Annotated in this window: 1 protein-coding gene; it reads left to right on the top strand. The window is 75.3% G+C overall.

Going from position 1 to position 21,091, the window contains the following annotated elements; genetic code table 11:
* Positions 1-51: 51 nt before the first annotated feature.
* The gene (locus ACFPQ9_RS18110; RefSeq protein ID WP_380853970.1) at positions 52-21,081 is read left to right on the top strand and encodes a type I polyketide synthase; all 21,030 of its coding nucleotides are present in this window, start codon (positions 52-54) and stop codon (positions 21,079-21,081) included.
* Positions 21,082-21,091 lie beyond the last annotated feature (10 nt).

The following is a 21,091-nucleotide window of genomic DNA, read 5'->3' as shown; positions in this document are numbered from 1 at the left end:
AAGAACCGCCCCGAAGAGGAAGCCGCCCTCACAGCCCTGTCCCGGCTCTTCGTGCACGGGACCCCCGTCGACTGGGCGGCGTACTTCGCCGGCACCGGTGCCCGTCTCACCGACGACGCCCCCACCTACCCCTTCCAACGCCACCACTACTGGCCCGAACCCGGCGCCAGCGCCGCGCTGTCGGCGTCCGTCGGCGGTGTCGTCGATGCCGCCGAGGCGGAGTTCTGGGCTGCCGTGGACGACGCCGATGTAGCTGGACTCGCAGCTCAACTGTACGTCGACAGCGAGGCGTTGAACGACGTCGTGCCCGCGCTATCGGCGTGGCGCGGGCGGCGGCGGATGCGCTCCGCCGTGGACGGGCTGCGGTTCAGGGAGACGTGGCAGGCCCTCGGGGACGGCGTCGCGCAGGGAGTCGGGGGCGGTGCGGTCGGGCCTTGGCTGGCCGTTGTTCCGTCCGGGCTGGGCGAGGACGCCTGGGTGCGTTCCGTTGTGACAGCGCTCGGCGCGCGGACCGTTGTCTTGGAGGTCGGTGCGGAGGAAGCGTCGGACAGTGTCGCGGTGCGCCTGCGGGAGACCCTGGCCGGGTGCGAGGACGATTCCGGGATCGCCGGTGTGGTGTCGCTGCTGTCCGCCGGAACCGACGTAGGGGACTCCGGAGTTCCGGTGGCCGTGACCGGAACGGCCGTGCTGGTGCAGGCACTTGAGCAGATCGGGCTCGACGCCCGGGTGTGGGCCGTCACGTGCGGTGCGGTGAGTGTGCCGGCCGCGGACGACGCGGTGCGCGGGCTGCCCGAGCCGCGGGCCGCCGCCGTATGGGGGCTCGGCCGGGTCGTCGCGCTGGAGCATCCTGAGCGCTGGGGCGGGCTCGTCGATCTGCCCGAGGAACTGGACGAGCGGACCCAGGGACGGTTCCTGGGCGTGCTCGCGCGCACCGACGGCGAGGACCAGATCGCCGTCCGGGAAGCGGGTTCGTACGGTCGACGGCTCGTCCCGGCGCCCGCTGAGAGGCGGCCTGCCGACAGCCACTCCGACGCGGCTCACCACCCCGCCGCATGGCGTCCCACCGGGACCGTCCTCGTCACCGGCGGCACCGGAGCCCTCGGCGCCCACGTCGCGCGGTGGCTCGCCGGGAACGGTGCCGAGCGGCTGCTGCTGGTGAGCCGGCGTGGGCCGCAGGCACCCGGTGCGGCGGCGTTGGAGGCGGAGCTGTCGGCACTCGGAGTCGACGTCACCGTCGCGGCCTGCGACGTCGCGGACCGGGAGGGGCTCGGTGAACTGCTGGCCGCGATCCCGGACGAGGCGCCGCTGACGGCCGTGGTGCACACAGCCGGTGTCCTGGACGACGGTGTGGTGCACGCTCTGACTCCGGAGCGGTTCGACGCGGTGTTCCGGGCCAAGGTGGCCGCCGCCGAGGTCCTCGACGAGCTGACCCGGGACCACACCCCGGGCCTGGAAGCCTTCGTGCTGTTCTCGTCGCTCGCCGGCGCCGTCGGCAACCCCGGACAGGCCAACTACGCCGCCGCGAACGCCGCGTTGGACGCGCTGGCCCGTCGGCGGGTCGCGGCGGGGCTGCCCGCCACCTCTCTCGCCTGGGGCGCGTGGCGCGGAGCCGGCATGGCCGGCGAGGGACGGCTCGGACGGCACGCCTCCGGTCGTTCGCTGGAGCCGGAGCTCGCGCTGACCGCCATGGCCGAACTGGTCGCCGAGAGCGCGCCGGACACGGTCGTCGCCGACCTTGCCGACGCCGAGCTGCTGGAGGGCATGTTCGCGCTGCGGCACACCGCGTCCCTCACCTCGCTGCCCGGCGCCCGCCAGATCGCGGCGGCGGCCCAGCAGGCGCGGCAGGAACGCGCCGGTGCCTCGGCCGAGTTGCGCTCGCGGCTGGCGGCGGCTCGGGAGGACGACCGGTTGCCGTTCGTCCTCGATGTCGTCCGCACCCACGCGGCGGCCGTGCTCGGGCATCCCGGGCCGGACGCCGTCAAGCCGGAACGCGCCTTCCAGGAGCACGGGTTCGACTCGCTCATGGCCGTCGAGCTGCGCAAACGGCTCACCGCGGTCGTCGGTCCGCCCTTGGCGGCCACCATGGTCTTCGACCATCCGACCCCGCTCGCGCTGGCCCGTCACCTGCTCGGGGAGATCCTCGCCGAGGGCGACGGGGCCGACGTCGTGGTGACCGCCGCCGACGTCTCCGACGAACCGATCGCCATCATCGGCATGAGCTGCCGCTTCCCCGGCGGCGTCGACTCCCCGGAGGCCTTCTGGCAGTTGATCGCCTCCGGTACGGACGCCATCGGGGAGTTCCCCGCCGACCGTGGGTGGGACGTGTCCGGGCTGTACGACCCGGACGCCGACCGGAGCGGGACCACGTACTCCACACAGGGCGGATTCCTCGACGGGGCAGGCGATTTCGACCCCGCGTTCTTCGGGATCTCGCCGCGTGAGGCGCTCGTCATGGACCCGCAGCAGCGGTTGCTCCTGGAGACCGCGTGGGAGGCGGTCGAGCGGGCCGGCATCGACCCGGGCACGCTGCGCGCCAGCCGCACGGGCGCGTTCATCGGCTCCAGCTACCAGGACTACGGGCGCGGCGCCGGAGACGGCACCGAGGGCCACATGGTCACCGGGTCCAGCCCCAGCGTGCTGTCGGGCCGGCTGTCGTACGTCCTCGGTCTCGAAGGGCCCGCCGTCACCGTCGACACCGCCTGCTCGTCCTCCCTGGTCGCGCTGCACCTGGCCTGCCAGTCGCTGCGGGGCGGCGAGAGCACCCTCGCGCTGGCCGGTGGCGCGACGGTCATGACGACGCCGGACTCGTTCGTGGCGTTCAGCAGGCAGCGGGCGCTCGCCGCCGACGGCCGCTGCAAGGCGTTCGGCGACGAAGCGGACGGCATGACCCTCGGTGAGGGCGTCGGACTGCTGCTCGTGGAACGGCTCTCCGATGCCGTCCGCAACGGCCACCCCGTGCTCGCCGTGATCCGCGGGTCCGCCGTCAACCAGGACGGTGCCTCCAACGGGCTGACCGCGCCGAACGGCCCCTCCCAGCAGCGTGTCATCCGCCAGGCCCTCGCCAACGCGCACGTCACCCCGGACGACATCGACGCCGTCGAGGCGCACGGCACCGGCACGGCACTCGGCGACCCCATCGAGGCGCAGGCACTGGTCGCGACGTACGGCAGGGACCGGGACCCGGAGCGGCCGGTGTGGCTCGGCTCGGTGAAGTCCAACATCGGGCACGCGCAGTCCGCCGCCGGTGTCGCCGGTGTCATCAAGATGGTGCTGGCGTTGCGACACGGCGTCCTGCCGCCCACTCTGCACGTCCACACGCCGTCCCGGCACATCGACTGGTCCTCGGGAGTTCTCCGGCTGCTCGACGAGGAGCGGCAGTGGCCCGCGAACGGGCGTCCGCGCCGGTGCGCCGTGTCCTCCTTCGGCATCAGCGGCACCAACGCGCACGCGGTCCTGGAGGAAGCGCCGCCGGAGACCTCCCTCGACGATCGGTCGACGGCCACCACGCCCCCTGTGTCCGGCGCCCTCCCCTGGGTGCTGTCCGCCCGTACCCGTGCCGCCCTGCGGGACCAGGCCAGCGCGCTCGCCGCCCACGCCGCGGCACGGCCCGACGACGACCCGGCCGACACCGGTCACGCCCTCGTCACAGCCCGCTCCCTGTTCGACCACCGCGCGATCGCCCTCGGCGGCGAGACCGGCGAACTCGGCGCCGCGCTCGGTGCGTTCGCGGGGCAGGAGGCTGTGGCGCCGGTCGTGCACGGCGAGGCCGACGTCGAAGGCCGTACCGTGTTCGTCTTCCCCGGCCAGGGCACCCAGTGGGACGGCATGGGCGCGCGCCTGCTCGACCTGTCGCCCGTGTTCGCGGAGCGTGTCGCCGCCTGCGCCCTGGCCCTCGACCCGTTCGTCGACTGGTCGCTGACCGCGGTGCTCCGTCAGGAACCCGGCGCACCCGGACTCGACCGGGTGGATGTCGTCCAGCCCGTCACCTGGGCCGTGATGGTGTCCCTGGCCGCCGTGTGGGAGGCGTACGGCGTCCGCGCCGACGCCGTGATCGGCCACTCGCAGGGCGAGATCGCCGCGGCCGTCGTCGCGGGGGCGCTCTCCCTGGAGGACGGCGCCCGGGTCGTGGCGCTGCGCAGCCAGGCCATCGGCCGCACCCTCGCCGGGCGCGGCGGCATGATGTCGGTGCCGCTGCCCGCCGCCGAGGCCGCCGCCCGCCTGGAGCCGTGGGGCGAGCGGCTCACCGTCGCCGCCGTCAACGGGCCCGGCGCGGTCGTGGTCTGTGGCGACCCCGAGGCCCTGGACGCCCTGCACGACCAGCTCACCGCCGAGGGCGTGCGGGCCCGCAAGATCCCCGTGGACTACGCCTCGCACTCCGCGCATGTGACGGACCTGCACGACGAACTCCTCGACGTGCTCGCCCCCGTGACCCCGCGCGAACCGCGCATCCCGATGCTGTCCACGGTGACGGGGGAGTGGCTCGGCGACCCGGTCGTGGGCGGTGGCGGCACGGACGCCGCGTACTGGTACCGCAACCTGCGCCAGACGGTCCGCTTCGGACCGGCCGTCGAACGGCTCCTCGCCGGGCAGCACCGGGCGTTCATCGAGATCAGCGCCCACCCAGTGCTCACCCCGGGCATCCAGGGCGCCGTCGACGAGGCGGGCGTCGCCGCGTACGTCGGCGGCACGCTGCGGCGCGGTGAGGACGACACGCGACGCGTGCTGACCTCGGTCGCCGAGGCGTTCGTGCGCGGCGTGCGCGTCGACTGGACCACGGCGTACGGCGGCAGCGGTGTGCGCCGGCGGGTGGAGCTGCCCACCTATCGCTTCCAGCATCAGCGGCTCTGGGTGCCGCCGGTGACACCCGGCGCGGGCGAGGGCGCCGGCGGCACGGAGGACGCCGCCTTCTGGAACGCCGTGGAGGAGGCCGACCTGCCGGCTCTCGCCCGGAACCTCGATGTCGCCGAGGACGCGCTGGCCGCCGTACTGCCCGGCCTCACCGCCTGGCGCAGGCGCCGCAGCGAGCAGTCCACACTGGACGACTGGCGGTACAAGGTGCGTTGGGTGCCGTTGTCCGTGCCGTCCGGTGCGGTCGGCGGGCGGTGGCTCGTCGTCACCGCCGACGGCAGCGGCGGTACGGATGTCGCGGCGGCCCTCACCGCGCACGGAGCCGAAGCCGTGCGGGTCGTGCTCGACGAGACCCACCTGGACCGCGAGACGGTCGCCGAACTGCTGCGGGACGCGGGCGTGTCGGCCGACGGCGACACGACCCCCGTCACCGGCATCGTCTCCCTGCTGGCCGAAGCCGAACAGGACTGCCCCGGCCACCCGGGCGCCGCCCTGGGCACCGCCCTCAACGTCGTCCTCGTCCAAGCACTCGGCGACCTCGACACCACCTGCCCACTGTGGCTGCTGACCCGGGGCGCCGTCGCCACCGGCCGAGCCGACCGGGTGACCCGGCCCGTGCAGGCGCAGTCGACGGGCATCGGCTGGACCACGGCCCTGGAACACCCCCACTTCTGGGGCGGCACGATCGACCTGCCCGAGACCTTGGACGACCGCGCCGCCCGCAGGCTCACCGCTCTCCTCGCAGGCGGCCCCCACACGGCAGAGGACCAACTCGCCCTGCGGACCTCCAGTATCTTCGCCCGCCGCGTCGTACGCGACCGCCCGGCTCCGCTGAACGGGCAACGGTCCGTGAGCGCCCTGAAGGGGCGCGGGGAACTGCTCGACCGGCCCCCACGGCGCGGCACCGAAACGACAACAGGCTGGACCCCCCGAGGCACCACCTTGGTCACGGGCGGCACCGGCACCCTGGGCCCCCACATAGCCCGCTGGCTGTCGGGCCAAGGAGCCGAACGCATCGTCCTGGTCAGCCGCCGCGGCCAAACCGCCCCCGGCGCCCCCGAACTCGTAGCCGAACTGGCCGAGTCCGGCACCGAAGTCACCGTCGCCGCCTGCGACATCACCGACCGCCCCGCCCTCGCCACCCTCCTGGAAGGACTACGCGCCGACGGCCACACCCTGCGCACCGTGATCCACGCCGCCGCCGTCATCGAACTGCACACCCTCGCCGCCACCCACCTCGCCGCCCTCTCCCGCGTCCTGCACGCCAAGGTCGACGGTGCCCGCAACCTCGACGCGCTCCTCGCCGACGACGACCTCGACGCGTTCGTGCTGTTCTCCTCCGTCGCCGGACTGTGGGGCAGCGGACAGCACGCCGCGTACGTCGCAGGCAACGCCCACCTCGCCGCGCTCGCCGCCGAGCGCCGCGCCCGGGGTCTGAGGGCGACCTCCGTGCACTGGGGCATCTGGGCCAACGAACTCGGCGTCGGCCGTGTCGCCCCCGACCAAGTGCGCCGCACCGGCCTCGTGTTCATGAACGCCGACCTCGCGCTCGCCGGGATGCGCCGCGCCCTGGACGACGACGAGGCCGTCCTGGCCGTCGCCGACGTCGACTGGGACCGCTACTACCCCGTCTTCACCTCCGTCCGCGAGACCCGGCTCTTCGACGAGGTGCCCGACACCCGCCGGGCCGTCGAGAGCGGCGAGCGGCAACAGGGCGCTGCCGAAGGCGAGTTCGCCGCCCGGCTGGCCGCGATGCCGGCCGCCGAACGGAACCGGCTGCTGCTGGACACCGTGCGCGGACAGGCCGCCGCCGTCCTCGGCCTCGCCGGACCCGACGACCTGTCCGAGCGGCGCGCGTTCCGCGACATCGGCTTCGACTCGATCACCGCCGTCGACCTGCGCAACCGGATCGCCTCCGCCACCGGGCTCGCCCTGCCCGCCACGCTCGTCTTCGACCACCCGACGCCCGCGGAGCTCGCGGCGTTCCTGCGTACCCTCCTCGACGCCACCGGTACCGGCACGACCTCCGGCACCACGTCCGGCACCACCTCCGGCCACGCCGCACCCGTCGCCGTCACCGCGGACGATCCGATCGCCGTCATCGGCATGAGCTGCCGCTACCCCGGCGGCGTCGACTCGCCCGAGGCGCTGTGGGACCTGGTGATGTCCGGCACCGACGCCATCAGCGGCTTCCCCGCCGACCGCGGCTGGCCCGTCGACGCGCTGTACGACCCCGATCCCGACACCCCGGGCCGTACCTACGCCGTGCAGGGCGGATTCCTGCGCGACGCCGCCGGCTTCGACCCGCAGTTCTTCGGGATCTCGCCCCGCGAGGCCCTCACCATGGACCCGCAGCAGCGCCTGCTCCTCGAGACGTCCTGGGAGGCCTTCGAACGCGCCGGGATCGTGCCCGAGACGATCCGCGGCAGCCGCACCGGCGCGTTCATCGGAGCCAGCTACCACGACTACCCCGCCGCCCACGGCGAGGGCGCCGACGGGCACGCCGTGACCGGCTCCCTCACCAGCGTTCTGTCCGGCCGCGTCGCCTATCTGCTCGGCCTGGAGGGCCCGGCCGTCACCCTCGACACCGCCTGCTCCTCCTCCCTCACCGCGCTGCACCTGGCCTGCCAGTCGCTGCGGGGCGGCGAGAGCGACCTCGCCCTCGCGGGCGGCGTCAGCCTCATGGCCACCCCGAACACCTTCATCGGCTTCAGCAGCCAGCGCGCGCTCGCCCCCGACGGCCGCTGCAAGGCCTACGGCGACGGCGCCGACGGCATGGCGCTCGCGGAGGGCGTCGGCATGGTCCTCGTCGAACGGCTCTCCGACGCCGTCCGCAACGGCCACCCCGTGCTCGCCGTTGTCCGCGGCTCCGCCGTCAACCAGGACGGCGCCTCCAACGGGCTCACCGCGCCCAACGGGCCCGCCCAGCAGCGCGTCATCCGCGCCGCCCTCGCGGGCGCCCGCCTCGAACCGGCCGACGTGGACGCCGTCGAGGGCCACGGCACCGGCACCGCCCTCGGCGACCCGATCGAGGCCCAGGCCCTGCTCGCCACCTACGGCCAGGACCGCGAACGCCCGCTGCTGCTGGGCTCGGTGAAGTCCAACATCGGCCACAGCCAGGCCGCGTCCGGCGTCGCCGGCGTCATCAAGATGGTCACCGCGCTGCGACACGGTGTCCTCCCGCCGACCCTGCACGCCGACACGCCGTCCACGCACGTCGACTGGTCCACCGGTGAGGTGCGGCTGCTCACCGAGGCCACCGCGTGGCCGGAGACGGGACGGCCCCGGCGCGCCGCGGTGTCTTCGTTCGGCATCAGCGGCACCAATGTGCACACGGTGCTGGAACAGGCTCCGGAGCAGGCCGGTGCGGCGGGGTCGGGCCCGTCCGACGCCGAACAGCCGGACAATGAACAGGACTTGGAGTCGCCCGCCCCGTTGCCCGTGCTGCTTTCCGCCCGCGCGGACGACGCCCTGCGCGCCCAGGCCGGCCGCCTCCTCGCGTTCGTCGAGGAGCGGCCGAACCTGCCGGTCGACCGGCTCGCCGCCGCCCTCGCCGTGCACCGCTCGACGTTCGAGCGCCGCGCCGCCGTGGTCGCACAGGGCCGGGAGGACCTGCTGCGCGGCCTGCGAGCTGTCGTCGACGGGCAGCCCGACCCCGCCGTGATCCGCCCGGCCACGCCCGGCGCCGGGCGCGGCCGGGTCGCCTTCCTCTTCACCGGACAGGGTGGCCAGCGCCTCGGCATGGGGCGTGAACTGTACGACCGTCACCCGGTGTTCGCCGACGCGCTCGACGCCGCCCTCGCCCACCTCGACACCGGACTCGACGTGCCGCTGCGGGACGTGATGTTCGCGCCCGAGGGCACGCCCGAGGCCGCGCTGCTGGACCACACCGGATTCACCCAGCCCGCCCTGTTCGCCTTCGAGGTCGCGCTGTACCGCCTCGCCGAGTCCTGGGGCATCGCACCGGACTACGTCGCCGGGCACTCCGTCGGCGAGATCGCCGCCGCCCACGCGGCCGGCGTGCTCGAACTGGCCGACGCCTGCGCCCTGGTGGCCGCCCGCGCCCGCCTGATGGCCCGGCTGCCCGAGGGCGGCGCGATGGTGTCCGTGACGGCGACCGAGGACGAAGTGGCCCCGCTGCTGGACGAGCGGGTGTCCGTCGCCGCCGTCAACGGGCCCGCCTCACTGGTCCTGTCCGGTGACGCGGACGCCGTCGAGGCCGTCGCCACCGCACTCGCAGCCCGCGGCCACCGCACCCGTCGGCTGCGCGTCAGCCACGCCTTCCACTCGCCCCGTATGGACGCCGTGCTCGACGCGTTCGCCGAGGCCGTCGCGGGCATCGAGTCGGCACCCGCCGTGCTCCCGCTCGTGTCCACCCGCACCGGCGACGTCGTCACCGACGACGAACTCGCCGCCCCCGACCACTGGGTGCGGCACCTGCGCGACACCGTGCGGTTCGCCGACGCGGTGACGACCCTGAGCGGCCGCGGAGTGCGGACCTTCCTGGAGATCGGGCCCGACGCCGTCCTCAGCGGCATGGCCCGAGCCGTCCTCGACGCCGACCCCGCCACCGGCGAGGCCGCGGCCGTCGTACCGCTGCTGCGTCGCGACCGCGCCGAGGTCCCGCAGCTCGCCACCGCCGTCGCGGGCGCCCATGTGCACGGTGTGACCGTGGACTGGGCGGCCTTCCTCGCCGCCACGGACGTGCCCGACCAGCACCTCGACCTGCCCACCTACGCCTTCCAGCGGCAGCGCTACTGGCCCGAACCCGGCACCGGAGCACCGGCGTCCGCCGCCGACCCCGCCGACGCCGCCTTCTGGTCCGCCGTCGAACGCGAGGACACCGCCGCCCTCGCCGCGCAGCTCGGCCTCGACACGGACGACGCCCGGTCGCTCACGCCTGCCCTCGCCGCCTGGCGCCGGCGCCGCCACGACCGGGCCCGCCTCGACGCCCTGCGCCACCACGTCGTCTGGCGTCCCGCGCAGCCCGCCACGGCCACCCTCACCGGGACCTGGCTGGCGCTGCTGCCCGAGGGTGCGGACGATCGCGAGTGGGCGGAGGACACCCTCGCCGCCCTCGGCACAGCCGTCGTGCGCGTCACCGTCACCCGCGACCGTACGAGGATCGCCGGTCAACTCCGGGACCTGAACGGGGCGTTCAGCGGCGTACTGTCCCTGCTCGCGCTCGCGGGCGAGGACGCCGCCGCGCTGACCGCCACCGCCTGCCAGGCCCTGGGCGACGCCGAACTCGACGCCCCCTTGTGGTGCGTGACCCGTGGCGCCGTCTCCGTCCTCGGTGCCGGCGAGCCCGTGCGGGACCCCGCCCAGGCCGGGGTGTGGGGACTCGGCCGCGTCATCGCGCTCGAACAACCCGGACGGCTGGGCGGGTTGGTGGACCTGCCCGACCGGATGGATGCCGCTGCCGGGCGGCGGCTGCGCGCGGTGCTGGCCGGTGCCGACGCCGAGACCGCCGTACGTGACTCCGGCGTGTACGTCCGCAGGCTCGTGCGGGCCCCGCACCGCGAGACCCCGGCGACGCCGGCTCACGGTCTCGCCGATCCGCACGGCACCGTCCTCGTCACGGGCGGCACCGGCGCCCTCGGCGCCCACGCCGCGCGCCGTCTCGCCCGCGAGGGCGCCGGGCATCTGCTGCTGCTCAGCCGCCGCGGCCCCGACGCGCCCGGCGCCGCCGAGCTGCGGGACGAACTGACCGCGCTGGGCGCCCGCGTCACCCTGGCCGCCTGCGACGCCGCCGACCGGGACGCCCTCGCCGCCGTCCTGGCCGAACTGCCCGCCGACGCGCCGCTGACCGCCGTACTGCACACCGCCGGCGTCGTCGAGGACCGCGTCCTGGACACCCTCACGCCGGACGACTTCACGGCCGTACTGCGCGCCAAGGTCACCGCGGCGGAGAACCTCGACGCGCTCACCCGCGAACTGCCACTGACCGCCTTCGTGCTGTACTCCTCCACCGCCGGCGTCCTCGGCGCCGCCGGACAGGGCAACTACGCCGCTGCCAACGCCCGGCTCGACGCGCTCGCCGCCCGCCGCCGCGCCGACGGACTGCCCGCCACCGCCATCGCCTGGGGACCCTGGGCCGGATCCGGCATGGCCGCCGGGGAGGACATCGACCGCCGCCTGCGCCGCGCCGGACTCACCCCACTCGACCCCGAGACCGGCGTCGACGCCCTGGTGGACGCCGTCGCCCACGGCGACACCGCCGTCACCGTCGCCGACGTCGACTGGCCGCGCCTCGCCGCCCTACAGCCCGCCTCCGCCGCACTGCTCACCGAACTCGCCGGGCCCGCAACAGCCGAGGAACGGCCCGATGAGCCCGGCGCGGACGACCTGCGGTCCCGCCTGGCCGCGCTGCCCGCCGCCGAACGCGGCCGGACCCTGCTCGACCTCCTGCGCGCCGTCATCGCCGCCGTCCTCGGCCACGCCGACCCGCGGACCGTCGAGGCCGACTGGACCTTCCGCGACCTCGGCTTCGACTCGCTGACCACCCTCGAACTGCGCAACGGCATCGCCGCCGCCACCGGCCTCACCCTGCCCGCCTCCCTGGTCTACGACCACCCCACCCCACAGCACCTCGCCGACTTCCTGCTCGGCGAACTCCTCGGCGACACCGCCGAGTCCACGCCCGGCGACGCGGAGCCGCGGGCGCGGGCGGTCGCCGACGACCCGATCGCCGTCGTCGGCATCGGCTGCCGCTTCCCCGGCGGCGTCACCGGACCCGAGGACCTGTGGCGGCTGCTCGCCGACGGCCGCGACGCCATCGGGCCGTTCCCCGACGACCGCGGCTGGGACCTCACCGCGCTCGCCGACGACGCCTCCACCACCCGAGAGGGCGGATTCCTCGACGGTGTCGCCGACTTCGACGCCGACTTCTTCGGCATCAGCCCGCGCGAGGCCCTTGCCATGGACCCGCAGCAGCGGCTGCTCCTTGAGACGGCATGGGAGGCACTGGAACGCGCCGGTATCGACCCGACCGGGCTGCGCGGCGGTGACGCGGGCGTGTTCGTCGGCACCAACGGCCAGGACTATGCCACCGTCCTGCGGCGCGGCACCGCCGACGTCCAGGGCTACGCCGCCACCGGCAACACGGCCGGCGTGCTCTCCGGCCGGCTGGCCTACGTCCTCGGCCTGGAAGGACCGGCCGTCACCGTCGACACCGCCTGCTCCGCCTCGCTCGTCGCCCTGCACTGGGCCGTACGGGCGCTGCGCGACGGCGACTGCGGCCTCGCCCTGGCCGGCGGTGTGTCGGTGATGTCGGCACCCGACGCGTTCGTCGAGTTCAGCGCCCAGGGCGGACTCGCCTCCGACGGCCGCTGCAAGGCGTTCTCCGCCGACGCGGACGGCACTTCCTGGTCCGAGGGCGTCGGCGTCCTCGTCCTGGAACGGCTTTCCGATGCCCGCCTGGCCGGGCACCGTGTACTCGGGCTGATCCGTGGCACGGCCGTCAACCAGGACGGCGCGTCCAACGGCCTCACCGCCCCCAACGGCCCCTCCCAGCAGCGCGTCATCCGCCACGCCCTGGCCGACGCCGGCCTCGGGCCCGCCGACGTGCAGGCCGTCGAGGCACACGGCACCGGCACGACCCTCGGCGACCCGATCGAGGCCGAGGCCCTGCTCGCCGCCTACGGAAGAGAGCGGGAACGGCCCCTGCTCCTGGGTACGGTGAAGTCCAACGTCGGCCACACCCAGGCCGCCGCCGGTGTCGCCGGTGTCATCAAGATGCTCCTCGCCATGCGCCACGGTGTCCTGCCACGCACCCTGCACGCCGAGGAGCCCTCTCCGCACATCGGCTGGACGCCCGGCGGCCTCACCCTGCTCACCGAGCCGACCGAGTGGCCCGCCGATCACGGCCCGCGCCGCGCCGGAATTTCCGCGTTCGGCATGAGCGGCACCAACGCGCACGTCGTCGTGGAGCAGGCACCCGAGGAACCGGCCACCGCGGAGCACCTGCCCCGGGCCGGTGGGGAGTCCTCCGCCCCGTGGCCCTGGGTCGTCTCCGCCCGCACCGCCGCCGCCCTCGACGCCCAGCTCGACCGACTGCGCACCGCGGAGCCGAACGGTTCCGCCGCCGACGTGGCCCTCACCCTGGCCACCGCCCGCGCCGCCCTCCCGCACCGCGCCGTGCTGCTCGCCGGACCCGACGGCACGACCGAGGCCGCACGCGGCCGGGCCCGCGGCGGCCGCGGCCCGCTCGCCGTCCTGTTCTCCGGGCAGGGCGGCCAACGCCTCGGCATGGGACGCGAACTGCACGCCCGCTTCCCTGTGTTCGCCGACGCCCTCGACGCCGTACTGGCCCGTCTCGACCTGGAACTCGGCCGCCCGCTGCGCCCCCTGATGTGGGGCGACGACACGGCCGCCCTCGACCGCACCGGCACCGCGCAACCCGCCCTGTTCGCCGTCGAGGTCGCCCTGTTCCGGCTGCTGGAGTCCTGGGGCGTCACCCCCGAGTACGTCGCCGGACACTCCGTCGGTGAGATCGCGGCCGCCCATGTCGCGGGCGTCCTCACCCTCGACGACGCCTGTGCCCTGGTCGCGGCACGGGCCAGGCTCATGGACGCCCTGCCGTACGGCGGCGCCATGGCCGCCGTACGCGCGAGCGAGGAGGAGGTACGGCCGCTGCTCGGCGACGCCGTAGCCGTCGCCGCCGTCAACGCGCCCGACGCGGTGGTGCTGTCCGGCGAGGAGAGCGAACTGAACGCCGTCCTCGACCGGCTCGACGCCGCGCAGGTCACCCGCCTGCGGGTCAGCCACGCCTTCCACTCGCCGCTGATGGAGCCGATGCTCGGCGCGTTCCGGGCCGCGCTCGACCGGCTGGACTTCCACCCGCCGAAGCTCACCGTCGTCTCCAACCTCACCGGCCGGCCTGCCACGGACGGCGAACTCGCCGACCCCGGCTACTGGGTGCGGCACGTCCGCGAGACCGTGCGGTTCGCCGACTGCGTCGCCGCGCTGAAGGAGGCCGGCGTCGGCGCGTTCGTCGAGGCGGGCCCGGACGCCGTGCTCTCCGGCGCCGTACGCTCCCAACTCGACGCCGGCACGCCGGTGGTGCCGCTGCTGCGCCGGGACACCGACGAGCCGACCACCGCACTCACCGCCCTCGCCCGGCTGCACGCGGACGGCGTCCCCGTGGACTGGACGAGCTTCTTCACCGGAACCGGCGCCCGCCTGACCGACCTGCCCACCTACGCCTTCCAGCACCGCCGCTACTGGCCCGAGACCGCGCCCGTGGCCCAGACCGATCCCGTGGAGGCGGAGTTCTGGCAGGCGGTCGAGGCGTCCGACCCCGCCGCCCTCGCCGTCACCCTGGGCGCCGACCTCGGCTCCGAGGCGACGGCAGCCCTGGCGACCTGGCGTCGCAGGCGCCGCGCCCGGGCCGCCGCGGACGACCTGCTCTACCGCGCCGAGTGGGTGACGGCCGCGCTGCCCGCCGACTCCGGTACCGGCCGCTGGCTGCTGCTGGCCGGGGACGGGGACGAGGCGTGGACCGACGCGGCCGTCGCGGCGCTGGGCACCGACCGTCTCCAACGGGCCGACGTCGACACGCTCGCCGATGTCACCGTCGAACCGGCCGGTGTGCTGGCCCTGCCCGGCACCGTGCGCGCCCACGGGCCGCACGGACTGCTGCTCCTGCTGGAGCGGGCGGGCCTCACCGCACCGCTGTGGTGCGCCACCCACCGGGGCGTCAAGGCCGACACCGCCGACACCGCGCCGGAGCCGCCGTCCGCCGCGACCTGGGGTGCCGGACGCGTCGCGGCCCTTGAGCACGCGGGTCGCTGGGGCGGCCTGCTCGACCTCGACACCGCTCCGGACGCACGGCTGGGTGCCCTGCTCACCCTCGCCGCGGACACGGTCGGACGGACATCGGCCGAACGTGAACTGGCGCTGCGGAACGACGGCTTGCGGGCGCGCCGCGTTGTCCGAGCACGCCCGGCCACCGACAGCGCCGACTGGACGCCGCGCGGCACCGTGCTGGTCGTCGGCACCGGCCCGATGGGGCAGGCCGTCGCCCGCCACGCCGCGCTCGGCGGCGCCGACCACGTCCTGCTCGTCGGACGCGCTCCCGACCCGGACACGGCCGAACGCGCCCTGACGTACGGTGCTTCGGCTGGGGGCCGCCCAGGGGACAACCTCTCGGCTTCGGCCGGTCCAGGGGGAAGCCTCTCGCCTTCGGCCGGTCCAGGGGACAGCGCTGCGGCTTCGGCCGGTGTCATGGACGGTGTTGCGGCTTCGGCCGGTCCAGTGGAGGGTGCTGAGCCTTCGGCCGGTCTCACCGACAGTGCCGCGGCCTCGGCCCCCCTCCCCGGCAGCGCCACGACTACGGCCCGTCTCACCGTCCACGCCTGTGACATCGCTGACCGGTCCGCCCTGACCGCGTTCCTCGACAGCTCGGACGCCGCCGCGCTCACCGCCGTCGTCCATGCGGAGGAACCCGCCGGGACCACCCTCGATGACGCGCTCGCCGGAGTGCTCGCCCTGGACGAGCTTCTCGCCGATCGCGACCTGGACGCCTTCGTACTGTTCGGCTCGATCGCCGCCACCTGGGGCGCCCGTGGCCGCGCAGCCGAGGCCGCCACCGGTGCTGCCCTGGAGGCCGTGGCCGAACGCGGCCGGGACCAGGGACGGGCCGTCGTGGCCGTGGCCTGGAACGCGTGGGCCGGCACGGTGGAGCCGTCGCTCGCCGGGCATCTGCGGCTCAGCGGGCTCCCCGCCCTCACCCCGGACACCGCGCTCGCAGCCCTCGACCGGGCCGTCGGCCTCGGCCTGCCCGCCGTGACCGCCGCCGATGTCGACTGGGCGACGTTCGCTCCCGCGAGCGGCCCCTCCACCGCCCTGTTCGCCGCCCTGCCCGAGGCCCGCGACGCGCTGGCCGCCGTAAACACCGGCGAACCCGGCAACGATCCGGCCGCGCGCCTGCGTGAAGAGCTCCGCGCCCTTCCCGGGACCGAACGCGCCGACCGGCTCCTGCGCCTCGTACGGGAGAAGAGCGCCGTCGTCCTCGGTCACGGCCACGACACCACGGCGGCCGACGCGATCGAACCCGACCGCCCCTTCCGCGACCTCGGCTTCGACTCGCTCGCCGCAGTCGACCTGCGCGACCAGCTGGCCCGCGCCACCAGCCTGACGGTGCCCGCCACGGCCGTGTTCGACCATCCGACCCCGGACGAACTCGCCCGCCACCTGCTCTCCGAACTCCTCGGCAGCACCGGGCGGTCCGAGCGGGCAGAGACGTTCGTGGTCCCCGCCGTGGCCACCGACGACCCGATCGTCATCGTCGGCATGAGCTGCCGCTACCCCGGCGGCGTACGGTCCCCGGAGGACCTGTGGGACCTCGTCGTGGCCGGCGTCGACGCCACGGGCGACATGCCGCTCGACCGCGGCTGGGACTTCGACCGGCTGCTGTCCCGTGGCCCCGGCGGCAGCATCACCCGGCGCGGCGGATTCCTCGCCGACGCCGCCGACTTCGACCCCGGCTTCTTCGGCATCTCGCCCAACGAGGCCCTGGTGATGGACCCGCAGCAGCGGCTCGTCCTGGAGGCCGCCTGGGAGGCCCTGGAGCGGGCCGGTATCGACCCGACCGGGCTGCGCGGCGGCGACGCGGGCGTCTTCGTCGGCGGCACCAGCGGCGACTACCGGCTCCCGGACGCACTCGGCCGCTGGGAGACCGCCCAGTCCGGCAGCCTGCTCTCCGGCCGCGTCGCGTACGCCCTGGGCCTGCAGGGCCCCACCGTCTCCGTCGACACCGCCTGTTCCTCGTCACTGGTGGCCCTGCACCTGGCCGTGCAGGCGCTGCGCGCGGGGGAGTGCACCGTGGCGCTGGCCGGCGGTGTGACCGTGATGTCGACGCCGGTCGGATTCGTCGAGTTCACCGCGCAGGGCGCGCTGTCCGCCGACGGCCGCTGCAAGGCGTTCTCCGCCGACGCGGACGGCACCGGCTGGGCGGAGGGCGTCGGCATGCTCGTCGTCGAACGGCTCTCGGACGCCGAACGGCTCGGGCACCCCGTACTCGCCGTCGTCCGCGGCACGGCCATCAACCAGGACGGCGCCTCCAACGGCCTCACCGCCCCCAACGGTCCCGCCCAGCAGCGTGTCATCCGCCGGGCCCTGGCGAACGCCGGACTGACGCCGGCCGGCGTCGACGCCGTCGAGGCGCACGGCACCGGCACCGGCCTCGGCGACCCGATCGAGGCGCAGGCGCTGCTCGCCACCTACGGCCAGGACCGCGAACGGCCCCTGCTGCTCGGCTCGGTGAAGTCCAACATCGGCCACACCCAGGCCGCCTCCGGAGTCGCCGGAGTGATCAAGATGGTGCAGGCGATGCACAGCGGACTGCTGCCGCGCACCCTGCACGCCGACACCCCGTCCCCGCACATCGACTGGGCCTCCGGCGCCGTACGGCTGCTGACCGAGGCCACCGACTGGCCGGAGAGCGGCCGACCCCGCCGCGCGGGCGTGTCCTCCTTCGGCGCGAGCGGCACCAACGCCCATGTCGTCCTGGAACAGGCACCCGCGGCGCCCGGCGAAGCGCCCGCACCGGACGTACGGCACCCGCTGCCCGTCGTGCTCTCCGCCCGCACCCCCGCCGCCCTGCGCGACCAGGCACGCCTCCTGCTCGACCGGGTCACCGCGGGACCGCGCCCGGCCGTCGCCGACCTGGCGTACTCGCTGGCCACCGGCCGCGCCCTGTTCGAGCACCGCGCCGCGCTCACCGTCACCGGCCACGACGACCTCACGACGGGTCTCACCGCCCTCGCCGACCCGTCCGGCACCGCCGACGCCCCCGGCCTCCTGCGCGCGGACACCCCACACACCGGCACCGGCCGGGTCGCGTTCCTCTTCCCCGGCCAGGGCAGCCAACGCCTCGGTATGGGACGCGAGTTGTACGACATTCATCCGACCTTCCGTGACGCTCTCGACGAGGTGCTCGGGCAGTTCGACCCGGCCGTGCGGGAGGTGATGTGGGGCGAGGACGATGCGGCCCTCGATCGCACCGGCATGGCGCAGCCCGCGCTGTTCGCCGTCGAGGTCGCGCTGTTCCGGCTGCTGGAGCACTGGGGCATCACCCCGGACTACGTCGTCGGGCACTCCGTCGGCGAGATCGCCGCCGCCCATGTCGCGGGCGCGCTCCCGCTCGCCGACGCCTGCCGCCTGGTCACGGCCCGGGCCCGCCTCATGGACCGGCTGCCCGAGGGCGGCGCCATGAGCGCGGTGCAGGCCACCGAGGACGAGGTCCGTCCGCTGCTCACCGAAAGGGTGTCGGTGGCGGCCGTCAACGGACCCGACGCGGTGGTCGTCTCCGGCGCCGAGGACGAAGTGCTGCGCCTCGCCGGTCACTTCGCCGACCTGGGCCGCCGCACCGGCCGCCTCCGCGTCAGCCACGCCTTCCACTCCCCGCACATGGAGCCGATGCTGGACGACTTCCGCGCCGAGCTCACCGGTCTCACCGTCAGGGCACCCGCGATCCCCGTCGTCGCCAACCTGACCGGACGCCTCGCCGGAGCCGACGACGGCTTCGGGACGCCCGAGTACTGGGTCCGGCACGTGCGCGAGCCGGTCCGGTTCGCCGACGGCGTGCGCACCCTGAGCGAGCGTCAGGTGTCGGTGCTCGTGGAGGTCGGACCGGGCGGTGCAATGCTCGGTCTGGCCGGCACCGGTGAGGTCGCGGCCGCGCTCGCCGTGCCGCTGCTGCGCCGAGGCCGGGCGGAGGCCGGCTCGCTGAGCACCGCCGTGGCCCGACTGCGGCTCGCCGGGCTCGGCCTGGACTGGGACGCCTACTTCGCCGGCACCGGAGCACGCCGCGTCGACGTACCGACCTACCCCTTCCAGCACGAGCGGTTCTGGCCCGAGCACACTGCCGAGCGGACCGCGCGGAGCATGGACGGTGACTTCTGGACGGCCGTCGAGCAGGAGGACTTCGCCGACCTCGGCGCCCGTCTCGACGTCGACGACGACGCTCTCGCCAAGGTGCTGCCCGCGCTCCTCGACTGGCGGCGCGCCCGCGACTCCGAGATCCGCATGGACGGCTGGCGGTACCGCGTCGTGTGGCAGCCGCTGTCCGGCCTCCCGGCCCGCCGCGCCACCGGCACCTGGCTCGCGGTACTGCCCGCCTCCGGCGCCGACGACGCCTGGACGGACGCGGTCCTCGACGGGGTCGGTGCGAGGGTCGTACGGATGCGTGCCGACAGTACGGAGAGGGCTCAACTAGCCGCTGAAATAGGTAAGTCGGGGACCGGCTTCGCGGGTGTGCTGTCGCTGCTGGCCCTGGACGACCGTACGGCCGACCACGGGGTGCCCTCCGGTACCGCTGCCCTAGTCCAGGCACTCGGCGACGCGGGTGTGACCGCGCCCCTGTGGTGCGTCACGCGCGGTGCGGTCGCGGTCGGGGCGGCGGACACGGCCCCGGACCCGAGACAGGCAGCCGTCTGGGGCCTGGGCCGGGTCGCCGCCCTGGAGTACCCCGACCGCTGGGGCGGCCTGATCGACCTTCCGACCGCCGTCCCCGGCCCCCGCGAACTCGACACCCTCGCCGCCGCCCTCACCGGACACGACGGCGAGGACCAGATCGCCGTCCGCGGCGGCACGGCCTTCGCGGGGCGCATCGTCCCGGCGCCCGGCGATGGCCGCGACGCCGGTCTGGCGGGGCTTACCACCCCGGGACCCGTCGACGGCCGTGGCGTGGATGCGGTCGCGGGTCGTGTCGTCGCGGGGGCTGCGGACGGCGGTGACGCGGGCCTCGCCGGGCGCATCGTCCCGGCTCCCGCCGACGGCGGTGACACCGGCTTCGTCGGCCGTGCCGTCCCGGCTCCCGCCGACGGCCGTCACACCGACACCGCCTGGCAGCCCACCGGCACCACCCTCATCACCGGCGGCACCGGCGCCCTGGCCGCCCATGTCGCGCGGCGGCTCGCCAAGGCCGGTGCGCCGCACCTCGTGCTCACCGGGCGGCGTGGTCCCGGCGCGCCGGGTGCCGCCGCGTTGCGCGACGAGCTGACCGGTCTCGGCGCGCGCGTCACGCTCGCCGCGTGCGACGTCGCCGACCGGGCGCAGCTGACCGACCTCCTCGCCGCGATACCGGACGACCTGCCGCTGACGGCCGTCGTGCACACCGCCGGTGTGGTCGACGACGGGGTGCTGGACCGGCTCACCCCCGAGCGGTTCGCGACGGTGTTCCGCGCCAAGGCGGCCTCCGCCCTGCTCCTGGACGAACTCACCCGGGACCGCGACCTGGAGGTGTTCGCCCTGTTCTCCTCGGCGACGGCCCTCGTCGGCAATCCCGGCCAGGCCAACTACGCCGCCGCCAACGCCGTCCTGGACGCGCTCGCCGAACGACGCCGCGGCGAGGGCCTGCCCGCGACGTCCATCGCCTGGGGTGTCTGGGGAGGCGGCGGCATGGCCGGGGGCGCCGCCGCCGAGGAGGCCATGCGGCGGGTCGGCATCGAGCCCATGGATCCCGAACTCGCGGCCGAGATGCTGTGCCGGCTGGTCGTCGAACCCCACCCGACCGCGCTGGTCGCGGGGCTGGCCCCTGGCGCGTTCGCCGGGCCCGCCGCCGGACGCCCCCGCGCCCTGCTGCGCGGACTGCCCGGCCACGACCGGCCGCAGGGAGTCGCCGAGCCCACGGTCGAACCGGCCGAGGCCCTGCGGGAACGGCTCGCGAAGCTGCTCCCGGCACGCCGCACCGACGCCGTCCTCGACCTGGTGCTGGCCCGGTCCGCGGCCGTCCTCGGCCACCGCGACCCGGCCGCCATCGGCGCCGAACGCCTCTTCCGCGACCTCGGTGTCGACTCCCTGGGCGCGGTCGAGCTGCGCAACCGGCTCACCGCCGCCACCGGTCTGCCCCTCGCCGCCACCCTCGTCTTCGACCACCCCACCCCGCTGGCGCTCGCCGAACACCTCACCGAACGCCTCGCCCCGGAGGCACCCGCGGCGTCCACCACGACCACCCCGCCCGATCACACCCCCGAGGACGCGGGGATCCGCTCGGCGCTCGCCCGACTGCCCCTGGACCGGCTGCGCGAGAGCGGCCTGCTCGACGAACTCCTCGCCCTCGCCGCCGACACCGCCCAGCCGTCGGCGGATCCCGAACCCCACGCCGACATCGACGCCATGGCGCTCGACGACCTGGTGCGCGCCGCACTCCAGGGGCACGGAGCCGGCCCCGACGATCCCACCGAACCCGATGCCCCGGACGACCTGACCGACGAGTCCGCCGAGTGACGGAGCCAGC

The organism is Streptomyces coerulescens, assembly GCF_042657965.1.
In the GTDB taxonomy this organism is placed as follows: Bacteria; Actinomycetota; Actinomycetes; order Streptomycetales; family Streptomycetaceae; genus Streptomyces; species Streptomyces coerulescens.
The sequence above is the reverse complement of the archived record's forward strand: the minus strand, read 5'-3'. Positions and strand labels throughout refer to the sequence as shown.